8 protein-coding genes and 1 CRISPR repeat array are annotated in these 15,581 nt (G+C 37.4%); all 8 genes read left to right on the top strand.

The window, feature by feature from the left end; translation table 11 throughout:
* Positions 1 to 37 precede the first annotated feature (37 nt).
* The 8 genes from cas1f to CEP47_RS00695 all read left to right on the top strand — a co-directional run bounded on the left by cas1f (position 38) and on the right by CEP47_RS00695 (position 15,515).
* Entirely contained in the window at positions 38 to 1,006 is a 969-nt protein-coding gene (cas1f, locus tag CEP47_RS00730; RefSeq protein ID WP_261919867.1) for a type I-F CRISPR-associated endonuclease Cas1f, read from the top strand.
* Positions 1,007 to 4,267, top strand: a complete 3,261-nt coding sequence (gene cas3f / locus CEP47_RS00725) for a type I-F CRISPR-associated helicase Cas3f (protein ID WP_261919868.1) — start codon at positions 1,007 to 1,009, stop codon at positions 4,265 to 4,267.
* 175 nt (positions 4,268 to 4,442) lie between these two features.
* Positions 4,443 to 5,765: a type I-F CRISPR-associated protein Csy1 gene (gene csy1 / locus CEP47_RS00720; protein ID WP_261919869.1), complete on the top strand. Its 1,323-nt coding sequence runs from the start codon at positions 4,443 to 4,445 to the stop codon at positions 5,763 to 5,765.
* A gap of 4 nt (positions 5,766 to 5,769) precedes the next feature.
* Positions 5,770 to 6,717: a type I-F CRISPR-associated protein Csy2 gene (csy2, locus tag CEP47_RS00715; RefSeq protein WP_261919870.1), complete on the top strand. Its 948-nt coding sequence runs from the start codon at positions 5,770 to 5,772 to the stop codon at positions 6,715 to 6,717.
* 19 nt (positions 6,718 to 6,736) lie between these two features.
* Positions 6,737 to 7,756 (top strand): type I-F CRISPR-associated protein Csy3, encoded by a 1,020-nt coding sequence (gene csy3, locus CEP47_RS00710; protein WP_261919871.1) that lies wholly within the window; start codon positions 6,737 to 6,739, stop codon positions 7,754 to 7,756.
* Positions 7,757 to 7,775: 19 nt separating this feature from the next.
* Positions 7,776 to 8,327 carry a type I-F CRISPR-associated endoribonuclease Cas6/Csy4 gene (gene cas6f, locus CEP47_RS00705; RefSeq protein WP_261919872.1) on the top strand — a complete coding sequence of 184 codons (552 nt, stop codon included), beginning with the start codon at positions 7,776 to 7,778 and terminating at the stop codon, positions 8,325 to 8,327.
* Positions 8,328 to 8,464: 137 nt separating this feature from the next.
* Positions 8,465 to 11,132: direct repeats of the CRISPR family, unit length 28 nt; unit sequence CTTCACTGCCGCACAGGCAGCTTAGAAA.
* 280 nt (positions 11,133 to 11,412) lie between these two features.
* Entirely contained in the window at positions 11,413 to 12,912 is a 1,500-nt protein-coding gene (gene putP, locus CEP47_RS00700) for a sodium/proline symporter PutP (RefSeq protein ID WP_261919873.1), read from the top strand.
* 1,004 nt (positions 12,913 to 13,916) lie between these two features.
* The gene (locus tag CEP47_RS00695) at positions 13,917 to 15,515 is read left to right on the top strand and encodes an ABC transporter substrate-binding protein (protein WP_275979740.1); all 1,599 of its coding nucleotides are present in this window, start codon (positions 13,917 to 13,919) and stop codon (positions 15,513 to 15,515) included.
* Positions 15,516 to 15,581: the final 66 nt, after the last annotated feature.

The raw sequence follows: 15,581 nt of genomic DNA, 5'->3' as shown, positions 1-15,581 counted from the left end.
GATTCCTAGCCGTCTAACTTCTACAAAGGAGTGTCTTATGCCTGATGTTTTCTCACCAACTGACCTAAAAACTATCATTCATTCCAAGCGAGCCAATCTCTATTATCTACAACATTGCCGAGTATTAGTAAATAATGGACGGGTTGAATATGTTACCGATCAAGGCAAAGAAAGCCTCTACTGGAATATTCCCATTGCGAACACCACTGCAATTATGCTTGGAACTGGCACTTCAATTACTCAAGCCGCCGTACGAGAACTAGCCAAAGCTGGAGTCTTAATTGGCTTTTGTGGCGGTGGTGGAACGCCTCTATTTGCTGGCAACGAAGCTGAACTCGCTGTCTCGTGGTTTCAACCTCAATCTGAATACCGTCCCACACAGTATTTACAACAATGGGTAAGCTTTTGGTTTGACGATCAACAACGACTTGAAGCCGCTAAACATTTTCAGCAACAACGTCTACAACAAATTGAAAACCAATGGCAAAAGCTCAGCCAACAACAAGCGTTTAACTATAATGCTGAACAATTAACTTCAACCTTAGAACGCTTTAGAAAAAAACTAGCGGATTGTAATACCACCCAAGATCTATTATCACTTGAGGCGACAACCACAAAAAGCCTGTATAAACTTGCTTGTAATGCAACTAATTATGGTGATTTCACTCGCTCTGAACGAGGAAATAGTAATGATATTGCTAACCGTTATTTAGATCACGGTAATTATCTGGCTTATGGCTTAGCAGCCACCGCTTGCTGGGTATTAGGTTTACCGCATGGCTTAGCGGTATTACACGGTAAAACTCGTCGTGGTGGCTTAGTTTTTGATGTCGCAGATATTGTTAAAGATGCGGTTATCCTCCCACAGGCTTTTCTTTCAGCAATGGCAGGTGATGATGAACAAGAATTTCGCCAACAGTGCTTACAACAATTTAGAAAAACTAATGCCTTAGATACAATGATTGAAACTCTACAAACTACAGCAACCACTTTAGCGAGAAAATAAATGAACATATTGTTAATTTCAGAATGTAGCAAACAAGCGTTAGTCGAAACTCGCCGTGTACTAGATCAATTCGCTGAACGTAAAGGACAACGGACTTGGCAAACACCTATTACATTTGAAGGGCTAAAAACACTAAGAATGTTGCTGAAGAAAACTGCCCGTAAAAATACCGCAGTCGCCTGCTATTGGATTAGAGCTAAAAATCAAACGGAATTACTTTGGATTGTCGGCAACAGACGTAAATTTAATTTAGAAGGTAGCGTACCAACTAATATGACCCAACGAGATATTTTACGCAGCCAAGATGAAAATAATTTTAACAGCATTCATACTTCTGCAATTTTGGCTGGTTTAGCTGGACTATTTCACGATTTTGGTAAAGCAAATCAACTTTTTCAAAATAAATTAACTCCTAAGACTAAAACCTCGAATTTTGAACCCTACCGCCACGAATGGTTATCTCTATTACTCTTTGCTGAATTTATTAAAGATCAAGAAAAATCAAGCTCCGAACAGGTCGTTTACCTTGATGATCAAACGTGGTTGACTCGGTTAGCAAATATCTCTGATAAATCGCCAGATCTCATTGAAAAACAATTAACAGAGAAAAAAACCTTCGATTTCACACAATTACCACCGATTGCACAATGTATTGCTTGGTTAATTTTATCGCACCACCGTTTACCTAAAAAACTTAATTCCGATATAACATTAGATTCAAATTCCATCACATCTTGGCTGACACAACTTGGTGTTGAATGGAATGCGTTAAACCACGAAAATTGCGAAAGTAACAAAATTCCTCTCAATCTCACCTTTAAATTAGGGACCCCTATTCGCAGTAAAACGTGGCAAAAGAAAGCAAAAGAAATCGCTAAAAGGGCATTAAAATTACATAATTTTAGTGAATATGCTCATTTAGAAATGGCATTTCCCTTGCACATTGCTCGCTTAGCATTAATGCTTGCCGATCATAACTATTCAGCCGATCAGCCTCACCCACATTGGCAAGATCCACATTATAAAGCTATTGCGAATACGGATAAAACAACGAAAGAACCGAAACAACATTTAGATGAACACTGTATCGGTGTCGCACATAATGCCTATCTTCTCGCCTTAACGATTCCTAAGTTACGCCAATCAATGCCAGCAATTACACAGCATAAAGATTTTAAACGGCGGAGTAAGAATGATAAATTCCGCTGGCAAGATAAAGCTTATGATTGTGCTTATAATCTTACAGAACAGAGCCAAGAACAAGGCTTTTTTGGGATCAATATGGCATCAACAGGAAAAGGAAAAACCTTTGCTAATGCTCGGATCTGCTATGCCTTAGCAAACCCACAATTAGGTTGTCGTTTTAGTATTGCACTAGGTTTACGTACTCTTACATTACAAACTGGTGAAGCATTACAACACCGCCTTCATTTAGATAACGATGATGTTGCCGTACAAATCGGTTCACAAGAAATTAAAGCTTTGTTTGAAAGCCAACAAAAAATACCGGCTACTCATGATAAAAATACAGGCAGTGAGTCCGAACAACATTTTGCTGAACACTATTATGTTCGCTATGAAGGTGAAATTGAAAATAACTACCTAAATCGCTGGTTAAAAAACCAAAATAAAATCCTAAAACTGGTAAGTTCACCAATTTCAGTCAGCACCATTGACCACCTAATACCTGCGAGCGAAGGCACATCAGGCGGTCAGCAAATTGCACCAATGCTACGCTTACTCACCAGTGATTTAGTGCTAGATGAACCCGATGACTTTTCATTAGAAGATCTGCCTGCATTAGGGCGTTTAGTCTATTTTGCGGGTTTATTAGGTTCAAGAGTCTTGCTCTCATCTGCCACACTACCACCTTATCTTGTTCAACAACTTTTTTCGAGTTATTACACTGGTCGAAAACAATTTAATCAAGTAACAGGACAGCGAGCAGAAACGGATATTTGTTGTGCATGGTTTGATGAATTTAGCTCGCAAGCTATAAATTGTGATTTAAAACAATTTGAGGAGCAACACAAGCAATTTATCCAAAAACGAGTAGAGAATTTAAAAAAAGAGAACCTAAATTTACATTTAGGCAACTGGCTAATGGTTAATCATATCTCGAAAAAAGATCTTTATCCTGCATTAGCTCAAACCCTTTATCAAGGTATCACTCAACTCGCTACACAACACCGTACTGTATCCACTCAAACTCGCTATCAGGGAAAAAGTGTTTCCACTGGTATTATCCGTATCGCCAATATCAATCCTCTGGTTGCTGTTGCTAAAGCACTCTTTAATCTCCCTGCAGCTGAAAATACATGCATTCACTACTGTATCTACCATAGCCAACACCCACTTGCGACACGTTCAGCAATCGAAAATCAACTTGATGCCTTGTTACAACGAGATCGACAAAATCCACAAGATATTTTTGAGAAAGAATTAGTGGTTGAACGCCTACAACAATTTCCTGAACAACATCATATTTTTGTGGTTCTTGCTACACCTGTTGCAGAAGTTGGACGAGATCACGATTATGATTGGGCAATCATTGAACCAAGCTCAATGCGATCCATCATTCAGCTTGTTGGACGAGTTCAACGCCACCGCCAATTACCACCACAGTTAGATAACATTCTCATTTTAAACAAAAATATCAAAGCAATAAAAGGAGAAGTTATTTGTTATACTGATCCAGGCTTTGAATGTAAAGAAACTGAAAAAAGGGAAGAAGTCAAACTACCTAACCATGACTTATCTTTATCTGCTTTAGCTGACTATTTCCAACCTATCAACGCTATACCACGAATTCAAGAGGTAGAAGATCAAGGATTAATTGACATTGAGCATCGAGCTTTAAAAAATTATTTAAGCTATTATTTAAGAAATTGGTGGAAATCAAATTACGCCCACCTTTTTGCCGAATTTCAAAAGCAAACTGAATTTCGCCAAAGTAGGCCAACTCGAAACTATATAGTAGAACTCCTTGATGATGACCTAACACTGAAAGAGTGGGAACCTGCATCTCAAGAATGGATTGAAAGTAGTATTAATTTAACTTATCAAGAACCAGATAATTTACCTCTAGCTAAACGGATTTCAATCTGGGGAAGCCCTCTGTTAGAACAAGAAATTGAACAACTTGCCGATCAATTTAATTTAAGTTTAGAAGAAACTTATCTGCGTTTTGCACAGATCAGCTTACCTGAAGGAAACTATTTGTGGTATTACCACCCCCATTTAGGTTTTTATCGGAAATAAAAATAAATAATCAGCGATCAACAGATTATTTTTTCACTAATTTGTTGATCTTTAATTCTACATTAGTAGAATATATAAACACTACATACCTTATTGTAGTTTAGAAATTATTTTAGTTAAGAAATTTTTCTTTTTACACTACCGTAAGGTAGCTTTAAATAGATAAGAAAAATTTATGCCTATAACTCTCACTGAAAACATTCAAACATTTATTCAAGAGCGTTATCAAGATAAACTTGCAACCTTAAATAAAGAGTTTGAAAAAAGTAAAAATCAAACTACCGATCAAAAGCGACTTGATCTATTGCAACAAACCCATACTGAAAAACTTGTCAAACTTAATCATCAATATAAAATTCCTAACTGGATCGATAATGCCGCTACTCGAGCTAATCAAATTAGCATGGCATCTCACGCAGTTAAATTTATCCACAGTTCAGCCAAAGGAACAAATTTAATTGATCAAAAATTGGGAACGTCTACGCATTATTTGGATACCCAAAGTCTAGAAAATATCACTTTTGATGCGGTTGGTAATGCAGCGGCTCTTGATGTCGCAAGATTTCTTCAATTAACTGATCAAAATAATAAATCTTTACTTAGCTATTTAGAACAAAATGATCTTAGCCCTCTGGCACCTTTAGCCACAAACCATGCACAACTAGAAGAATGGCACAATGGTTTAAGCCAAGCGTTAACAACCAGTAATCCAAGTAGCCATACGCTGGGTAAACAAATTTATTTTCCAATTGCAGAAAATCAATACCACCTATTAATCCCACTTTATTCATCTTCTCTTTCTCAAGAAATTTATAACGAAATCCAACGCTGCCATTATAGCCAAGAGATGAAGCAAATTCGTGATGCAAGAAAAAATAAGCAGTTTTGTGAAGAGACTCTCGTTTCTTATCCAAATTTAGCCATTACTGTTGCTGGTGGTATTCAGCCTCAAAATGTTTCACTGCTTAATACTAAATCTCACCGTAACGGAATTACTTATTTTTTCCGTGCGGCACCACCACAATGGCAAGACGTCGTAAAACCCCCATTAAATACAGAGAACATATTTAACCATTATAAAATAAATAGGGCAGCAAAAAAGACCATTCAGGCGATAGTCGAACATCTAATCAAATTAAATGAAAAAAAAACACCAACCTCAAGGAAAATAACAAAACGAACCATTAAACTATTACAAGAAGTTATCGACCATGTACTTAATCAAGCTGGGTTATGGCAGGAATTACCAGCTGGTTGGAGTGAAAACTCAGAATTACCAGTTCATCAACGCTATTGGCTAGACCCAAATAATAATTTTAGCCCAAAAGAAATCTATAAAGATGGTTGGATACAAGCTGTTAGTCAAGATTTTGGCTGTTGGCTGGTGTATCAAATCAATACCAAAACAAAAAATAAATTAACCCTTGATAAAAAGATGAGAGATTTTTGTAGTTCAAAATTTAAAATCGTTTTGCGGAATATAATATATGGGAGATGACATAATGGAATATTTAATTTTAAAGCGGATTAAAGTAAGCAATGCCAATGCAATTGCTGGTTTTACCTATGGTTTTCCCGCTGTTACACACTTTTTAGGTTATGTTCATGCCTTATCTCGTAAACTTCAAGGTCAAGGAATAACCCTATCAGATACTGCCATTCTATGCCACCAAGCCCAAATTCATGCTTATCGTGAGAATAATTATAAACCATACCGTTTTGCCTTAACTCGTAATCCATTAAAAAAAGATGGAAAACCAGATTCAATTAATGAAGAAGGGAAGATGTATTTAGAAGTTTCTTTAATTATTAAAGTAACTGGAATTAATGCCGCTTCTGAAGAAGGAGTTAAAGAAAAATGTAAAGAAATTAAAGCATTAGCAGAACAACAAAAACTTGCAGGTGGTACTATCAATTCGATTCAATTTTGTTCACATATCACCAACGATCAACCTACAAAAATCTTACGTTCATTGCTACCGGGATTTATCCTTGTTGATCGTTCCGATCTGCTAGCCCAAACTTCACAAACCGATAAACTTAAGCAGTGGCTCTCTTTTTCAGCATTGAAATTTAATGCCCACAAAATTATTGAGGAAAATAATACGACCGAACAAGAGAGTGAGAAAAAAGAAAAAAAGAAAAAAATTGAATGGCGACAAGAACAAAAACAAGGTTATCTTGTACCAATTCAAATCGGCTATAAAGCAATTAGCCAAACTTATGCCGCTAATCAAGTTGCCAATAGTCGAGATCAAACCACCCCAGTAACCTTTGTCGAAGCAATTCATAGCATAGCTGAATGGGTTGGTTCACCAAGTCGAATTACTTCAATGGCACAAATTTTATGGACGTATCACTATGCTGCACCATTTTATGTCTGTCATTGCTGTAAACAAGACTTACCCCCACCCACCACAGTATTAGAAAATGCTGATGATACTTATTAATTAACTCAAGGAAATAATCATGTCGAAATTACAAACCCCTTCAGTATTAGCTTTTGAAGCAAAGTTAGCTTGTTCAGATGCAATTATGTTTGCTGGTAACTGGCAAGACCTCGATGATAACCGCAAATGGCAACCAATCAAGGTGAAAGAAAAAGGAATACGAGGAACACACTCAAGTCGCACCGATATTAAAATTGAACAAGCCAATTTACAAACCGTCGATAACGCTGCATTAAGTTTTGATACCGATACCCTAAAAGTCACATTCTCTTTAAGAGTATTAGGCAACCTTACTACTCCATCAACCTGTAATAGCCCTGAATACCAACAAGCTTTAGCGACTAAAATTAATAATTATATTGACCAATATGGCTTTCAAGAATTATCCCAACGCTATGCGTTAAACTTAGTTAATGGGCGCTTTCTATGGCGTAACCGAGTAGGAGCAGAACAAATTACCACTCGTATTCGACACAAAGACCAAGTCTGGGTTTTCAATGCTCTAGATTATTCATTAAGAAATTTTGATCAAATAGAACAAATCAAACCTATTGCTGAAATTATTGCACAAGGCTTAAAAGGTGAAAAACCAACACTATTAACTGTTGAAGCCTTTGTTCAACTTGGTGAAGGGCAAACTGTCTTCCCATCACAAGAATTCGTTCAAACAGATAACGAAAAAGATAACGAAAAAGATAACGAAAAAGATGATAAAAAAAATGATAAAAAAAATGGTAAAAGTAAATACCTCTATCAATTAAATGAACAAGCTGCAATGCACTCACAAAAAATCGGTAACGCATTACGCACTATTGATACTTGGTATCCAGATGCTGAACAATATGGTCCAATCGCAATAGAACCTTATGGTAGTGTAACTAATCGTGGAATAGCCTACCGTAAACCTGCAAACAAATCTGACTTCTATACTCTACTTGATAGTTGGCTATTAAAAGATCGAGATTTAGAAGACGAACAATTACATTATGTCATCGCAATGTTAATCCGTGGTGGTATATTTGGAAAATCTAAAAAATAAAAATCTAGAGAAAAATAATATGGACTACTACCTTGAAATTAAAGTTGAGCCAGATCTTGAAATATCAGCCCAAACTTTATTAAATAACCTCTTTGCAAAATTACATCGAGCTATCTCCCAACATTGTACAGGTGAAATTGGGGTCAGCTTTCCACAATATGGTAAATATCTCGGTAAAATTTTGCGCCTACACGGCAGTGAACAAGCTTTATCACGATTAATGGAACAAACTTGGCTTAAAGGCTTACGTGATTACACGCAAGTCAGTCCAATTCGAGCTATTCCAAACCCTACTCACTACCGTAACGTATATCGTGTACAGAAAAAAAGCCCACATAACCTACGCAAACGGGTCATTAACAAAGGTAAAATGAATACAGAGGAAGCCCTAAAAAAATTCCCTGATGAAAGTCAAGAGTTTCTTAACTTACCTTTTATTCAGTTGCAAAGTCTCTCGACTAAACAAGTTATACGACTTTATATCCAACTTGGTGAGCTTTCCTCAACTCCAACACCAGGAAAATTCTCCAGTTATGGACTTAGTCGCACTACCACAATCCCGTGGTTCTAGCCCTCACCCCTTTTTTTTGAGGCTATTTTTAACCTATTGATTTTAAATGATAAATTTTCAGCCAAGAAAAAAGGGGAAATCTAATAAATTTTATCTAAGTTCTTTAAAAATATGGATTTATTATATAAACTATTACACTTCACTGCCGCACAGGCAGCTTAGAAAATGCTCCGGAACAAAAAAATTCGGGACACGATCTTCACTGCCGCACAGGCAGCTTAGAAATGATTCTGAAATTGTGATTTTCTATCATTCTCCTTCACTGCCGCACAGGCAGCTTAGAAAGGATATCACCTCTAATAAGTTTAGTGCTGCGTCTTCACTGCCGCACAGGCAGCTTAGAAAGTTTAGCCATTTAACTACTGCAGCACGGCTTACTTCACTGCCGCACAGGCAGCTTAGAAATAAGCCTGTACTTGACAGGGTGCGGAACAAGGCTTCACTGCCGCACAGGCAGCTTAGAAAAGCAGAAAAAATCCCTAACGGTGCTTGTTCCCCTTCACTGCCGCACAGGCAGCTTAGAAAACTTGCACCAGTAATCGTATAACCACTACTTTCTTCACTGCCGCACAGGCAGCTTAGAAAAGAAGTTAAATCAGTTAGTTTTTAGAGGTGAACTTCACTGCCGCACAGGCAGCTTAGAAATGTCCGTGATAAGACCAATAATCACTATCTTGCTTCACTGCCGCACAGGCAGCTTAGAAAAGAGGTACCCAAAAAACTTAAGGCGTCATAAACTTCACTGCCGCACAGGCAGCTTAGAAAAGTCCAAGAACAAGATATTTCCACGTTTTTTACTTCACTGCCGCACAGGCAGCTTAGAAAACTTACGTGGCTCTCTACGATTAGAAGAAGGACTTCACTGCCGCACAGGCAGCTTAGAAAGCATAACGATGATTACGAAAAGAAAAAGGTAACTTCACTGCCGCACAGGCAGCTTAGAAAATACACAATCAAAACGCTCTTTTCGTAACATACTTCACTGCCGCACAGGCAGCTTAGAAATGTTCCAGCCCCGCCATAGATCAGCATTTTTACTTCACTGCCGCACAGGCAGCTTAGAAAATAGTTTTCCACTTTTGAGGTTTAAATGTTTTCTTCACTGCCGCACAGGCAGCTTAGAAAATTTACCTGTCAAATGCTCCATTGCTTCGGAACTTCACTGCCGCACAGGCAGCTTAGAAATTTATCTTTTTTCATTTAATACCTCGTTTCAACTTCACTGCCGCACAGGCAGCTTAGAAATGTTAAGGTTGAAAATGGTATTAACACTACTACTTCACTGCCGCACAGGCAGCTTAGAAAATGCTCGGGAACAAAAAAGTTCGGGACACGATCTTCACTGCCGCACAGGCAGCTTAGAAAAAATAGTTTTTCTGATTTTGGCGGTGAATTAACTTCACTGCCGCACAGGCAGCTTAGAAATTTACTAGATCTATGTTCGTTGTAGATGACTTCTTCACTGCCGCACAGGCAGCTTAGAAAAGATTGAGGGCAAATTACAGCAAGACAAGCCACTTCACTGCCGCACAGGCAGCTTAGAAATTTAGATTGCAAAGATCCTAATTTTGGTCGACCTTCACTGCCGCACAGGCAGCTTAGAAAGTTAAATTTCGCTAACTTAGAGCTTTTACCCACTTCACTGCCGCACAGGCAGCTTAGAAAAGACGGGTATTTAGTTTGCAATGGTGGTGAGACTTCACTGCCGCACAGGCAGCTTAGAAAGTATTCATTTTACCATTCATTTTTTCGTAACACTTCACTGCCGCACAGGCAGCTTAGAAACTGTACTGACTGTTGTTAGTACAGTGGGATTTCTTCACTGCCGCACAGGCAGCTTAGAAAGTTAGATGAAACTATAAAAAACTGTACTGATACTTCACTGCCGCACAGGCAGCTTAGAAAACGTCCATTTGCTATCTTTAATGTTATACTTACTTCACTGCCGCACAGGCAGCTTAGAAATTACCGTTTTGAGTACGGCAAACTATACCACTCTTCACTGCCGCACAGGCAGCTTAGAAAGCATACAGCACATACTCTAGCTTTTGTATGATCTTCACTGCCGCACAGGCAGCTTAGAAATTTAACCACTTTTACAATTTCCTTTACTGTTACTTCACTGCCGCACAGGCAGCTTAGAAATACGGATAAAGGAATAGTAGAAATGTTAAAAACTTCACTGCCGCACAGGCAGCTTAGAAAACGGGTTCAACTCAGGAAACATAGCATCTAACCTTCACTGCCGCACAGGCAGCTTAGAAATTAGAGCCAAATAGTTTTTCTGATTTTGGCGGCTTCACTGCCGCACAGGCAGCTTAGAAATTAGGAGGAGCAACAATAGCTAAAGCTGCACGCTTCACTGCCGCACAGGCAGCTTAGAAAAGTTCCATAGAAAGTGAATTTATTAATCAATTCTTCACTGCCGCACAGGCAGCTTAGAAAAATCGCCTCGATCTGCAGCTTCAACTAACGCTCTTCACTGCCGCACAGGCAGCTTAGAAAATGCACATAATATATGCGAGTCCGTATATCCACTTCACTGCCGCACAGGCAGCTTAGAAAAGATTTCGCCATTTCGACTACTTGAGCAACAGCTTCACTGCCGCACAGGCAGCTTAGAAATTTTTTAGATGAGTTACCAGACATTACTTCAGCTTCACTGCCGCACAGGCAGCTTAGAAAGCACTATCTAGCTCTTTTGCTCTAATTCTGCGCTTCACTGCCGCACAGGCAGCTTAGAAATCAGGAGATCGGTTTTTATGTTGTTATTGATACTTCACTGCCGCACAGGCAGTTTAAGCAATAAAATACAAATTTGGTTGTAGAAACTGGAGGATTATATGTAATGATGATAGACTTACCGACCTTCTCTAAATAGAGAAAGGTCAAAATCTTTACGCAAAAAATTAAATTAAACACACCCAATAATAATTTATTTTTATGCAGTTGGGTGAAAGAATTAAAACTTAATCAACTATTTCATATATTTTCGTGTAGTGAAAATATAACCGCCACAGGTGGTAAGCCTTCATTGGTCGTAGTTAATGAAGGGATAATTTTAACTATAACAAGGGGTTAATTTATGCAAACATACCAAATTTATGTGGCATTTATTTTCTATCTACTCATTATTTTAGGTATCGGTATTTATGCCTATCGTTCAACTAAAAACTTTGATGATTATATTTTAGGTGGGCGAAAAATGGGCAGTTTTGTTACTGCAATGTCAGCGGGTGCCTCGGATATGTCAGGCTGGTTATTACTTGGTTTACCCGGTGCAATCTTTATTACTGGGCTATCTGAAGCTTGGATTGCGGTTGGTTTAACCGTTGGTGCATACTTAAATTATCGCATTGTTGCAGGCAGATTACGTATATTTACCGAGCAGTATAATAACGCATTAACTTTACCAGACTTTTTTGCTGAACGTTTTCCACAGCAGAAAACAAAATTAAAAGTACTTTCATCAGCTGTTATCCTCTTTTTCTTCACCATCTATTGTGCTTCGGGCGTCGTGGCTGGTGCAAAGTTATTCCAAAGTTTATTAGGATTAGAATATCAACAAGCTTTATGGTTAGGGGCGTTAGCAACTATTACCTATACTTTTATTGGCGGTTATTTAGCCGTTTCTTGGAGTGATACTATCCAAGCAACATTAATGATTTTTGCACTATTACTAGCACCTATAATTATCTTATTGCATCTAGGATGGGGAGAAATCACAACGGTTTTAGCCACTAAATCAGCCATCACTGGTATCCCATATTCAAATTGGTTATATAATGTCTCTGGCATTGGTGTTATCTCAGCACTTGCTTGGGGATTAGGTTATTTTGGTCAACCTCATATTTTAATACGCTTTATGGCTGCGGATTCTGTTTCCGCACTCAATCAAGCTCGCCGTATAGGCATTACTTGGATGCTGCTTTGCTTGGCGGGGGCTTGTGCAGTAGGGTATTTTGGTTTGGCGTATTTTGAAGCCCATCACTTAACTTTAGCTAACCCAGAATCAGTCTTTATTGAAGTATCAAAAATGATTTTTAACCCGTGGGTTGTTGGTATCGTTCTTTCAGGTATTTTAGCCGCTATTATGAGTACTTTATCTGCACAACTTTTAATGTGTTCTGCGGTACTGACAGAAGACTTTTACCGTGGCTTTATTCGTAAACAAGCATCAACTACGGAATTAGTTTGGTTAGGGCGTTTTATGGTGTTAGCGATTGCTATTATTGCTATTATCATTGCACAAGATCCAGAGTCTCGAGTGATGGGGTTAGTTTCCTATGCGTGGGCTGGTTTTGGCGCTGCTTTTGGTCCTCTTGTTATTTTGTCCCTATTTAACCGTAATATCAGTGCAAATGCTGCATTATGCGGAATGATTACGGGTGCAGTTACTGTTGTCGTCTGGAAACCGCTAATGACCTATTGGAATTGGACAGATTTAAAAAATCTTTATGAAATAATCCCGGGGTTTTTAGCTTGCTCATTTGTTACCTTAACCTCTTCAATTTTCTCACCTACAGATCCCAAAATAGCTGAAAAATTTGATCAAACCATTGAAATTTATACTCAGAACAGCTAATTCAATGAAGCACCTTAGGTTAGATTAACTATCATAAAGATATACATTAAGCTAACCTAAGGTGCTAATTTATTACCCACACCATTAATTCCAATTTTAAATGAATTAAAAGACGAGTTAAAAATAACGCTTTAAGCAAAGCTCGCAATCTAAGATTATTCAGCATACTGAAAACACATATCAGATCTATAAATTAATTAATGATAAAAATATTGAGAAAAGAAATTTTTATTCAGTCTTTGAGGTTGGTTAGTGAAAAACAATGGGGGTGAAACGGTTAGGTGGTACTGCCAAGCCACACACGCTCTCGGACACTAATTCAAAAATTAGCAGGCTGCGATCGGCAGAGTTCATCGCTTTTCTAACCGCACAAGGAAATAATAAAAATATCGACTATTAAAGCCAACAACGAAAAGGAAATGTGTAGATTATTTAGAGTTAAAGAATGGAATAATTTGGCGAGCTATCAGTGATACTTGCTTAATATCAAAATATTAAGGTATCAAACCTTTTCAGGTAGGGCGATATACACCTTCACTTTCTGATAGCTTGAGGAAATAATATAAATGCTGAGCATTAAAGTCAACAATGGAAAGGAAATGTGTAGATTATTTAGAGTTAAAGAATGGAATAATTTGGTGGGCTATCAGTGATACTAGCTTAATATCACAATATTAAAGTATCAAACCTTTTCAGGTAGGAAGTTACGTTATCGCTTTCTGATAGCTTGAGAAAATAATATAAATGCCAAGTATCAAAGTCAACAATAAAAAGTAAATTAATGAACTAATTAACAAAGTGGCGGATAAAATAGCTTTCAGAGTTTTTTCTAAGTCACCTGTAAAGCAATCAAAATTATGAATATAAAGAAAATCATTAATTTTTTCTTATACAAAAAATATTGACAGAAACTGATTCTATCCGCAAATTATAGAGCTATTCCTCAATCTAACGAATAATTACAACAACAATCTATTTAAACACAACATAGTATGGAGTATAGTATGAAATCGACTTTGCGTTTTTCACTTGCCACTTTAGGCTTGATTATTTCAACATCAGCTTTAGCTAGTCCAAAAACTTTAGTTTACTGCTCTGAAGCTTCTCCTTCTTATCTTAGTCCTGTTCTAGCAACAGATGGTGCATCTTTGGATGCTGGTGGTGCTCAAGTTTTTGATCGTTTAATAGCATTTAAGCCGGGTTCAACAGAAATTATTCCTTCTTTAGCAGAAAGTTGGGATATTTCACCTGATGGAAAAACCTATCTCTTTCATTTACGTCAAGGCGTACAGTTTCATACTAATAAAATTTTTAAACCAACTCGAAATATGAATGCTGATGATGTTATTTTTTCATTTAATCGACAACTCGATCCTCATCACCCATACCATAAAGTTTCTGGGGGACATTATGAATATTTTATTGGTATGGATATGCCAAATATCATAGATAAAATTGAGAAAGTTGATGATTACACAGTAAAAATAACACTTAAACAACCTAATGCTCCTTTTCTCGCTAATTTAGCAATGGATTTTGCCTCGATTTATTCAAAAGAATATGCAGATCAACTATTAAAAGCTGGCACACCAACTAAATTAGATACAGAGATTATTGGCACTGGTCCTTTTGAGTTTATTTCTTATCAAAAAGACGCCAATTTACGTTATAAAGCCTTTAAAAATTATTGGCGAGGTCCAGCTAAAATTGATCGTTTAGTTTTCTCGATCACACCAGATGCAACTATTCGCTATGCAAAACTGAAGAAAAATGAGTGCCAAATCATTCCTTATCCAAATCCAGCGGATATTAATCAAATGCGAAAAGATCCTAATATTGAGATCTTAACCAAACCGGGGTTAAATATTGGCTACTTATCTTTTAACCTAGAGAAAAAACCATTTGATAATCTGGATGTTCGCAAAGCATTAAGTTATGCGATTGATAAAAAAGCTATTCTCAATGCTGTTTATCAAGGTGGTGGACAAGTTGCTAAAAATCCTATTCCACCAACAATGTGGAGTTATAACGATGACGTAAAAGACTATGAATATAATCCAGAAAAAGCAAAAGAATTATTAAAAAAAGCAGGTTATCCTAATGGATTTACCACAGAGATCTGGGCAATGCCTGTTGCTCGGCCTTATAACCCTAATGCAAGACGAATGGCAGAAATCATTCAAGCAGACTGGGCGAAAGTAGGGGTTAATGCTAAAATAGTCAGTTACGAATGGGGCGAATATTTACAACGAATGAAAAATGGAGAGAGTCCAACAGGCTTAATGGGATGGACTGGTGATAATGGCGATCCTGATAATTTCCTAGCAGCCTTATTAAGCTGTGCAGCAAAAGATCAAGGTTCAAATTATGCTAAATTCTGCTATGCACCATTTGATAAATTAGTAAAAGAAGCAGCTCAAACTACCGATTACGACCAACGAGTTGCACTTTATAAACAAGCTCAAGAGGTATTTAAAGAACAAGCTCCTTGGGTCACAATAGCTCACTCCACTACTTATTTACCAATTCGTAAAGAAGTAAAAAATTATATCGTTAGTCCATTTGGATTACATTCTTTCTATGGAGTTGATCTACAAAAATAATTTGCAAATTGCAAAACATAATTCCCCCGATCAATCATAATATTGGTCGGGAATAATAATTATTAG

The sequence above is a fragment of the Mergibacter septicus genome, from assembly GCF_003265225.1.
GTDB classification, from domain to species: Bacteria; Pseudomonadota; Gammaproteobacteria; order Enterobacterales; family Pasteurellaceae; genus Mergibacter; species Mergibacter septicus.
This window is presented reverse-complemented; position numbering and strand designations above follow the sequence as displayed.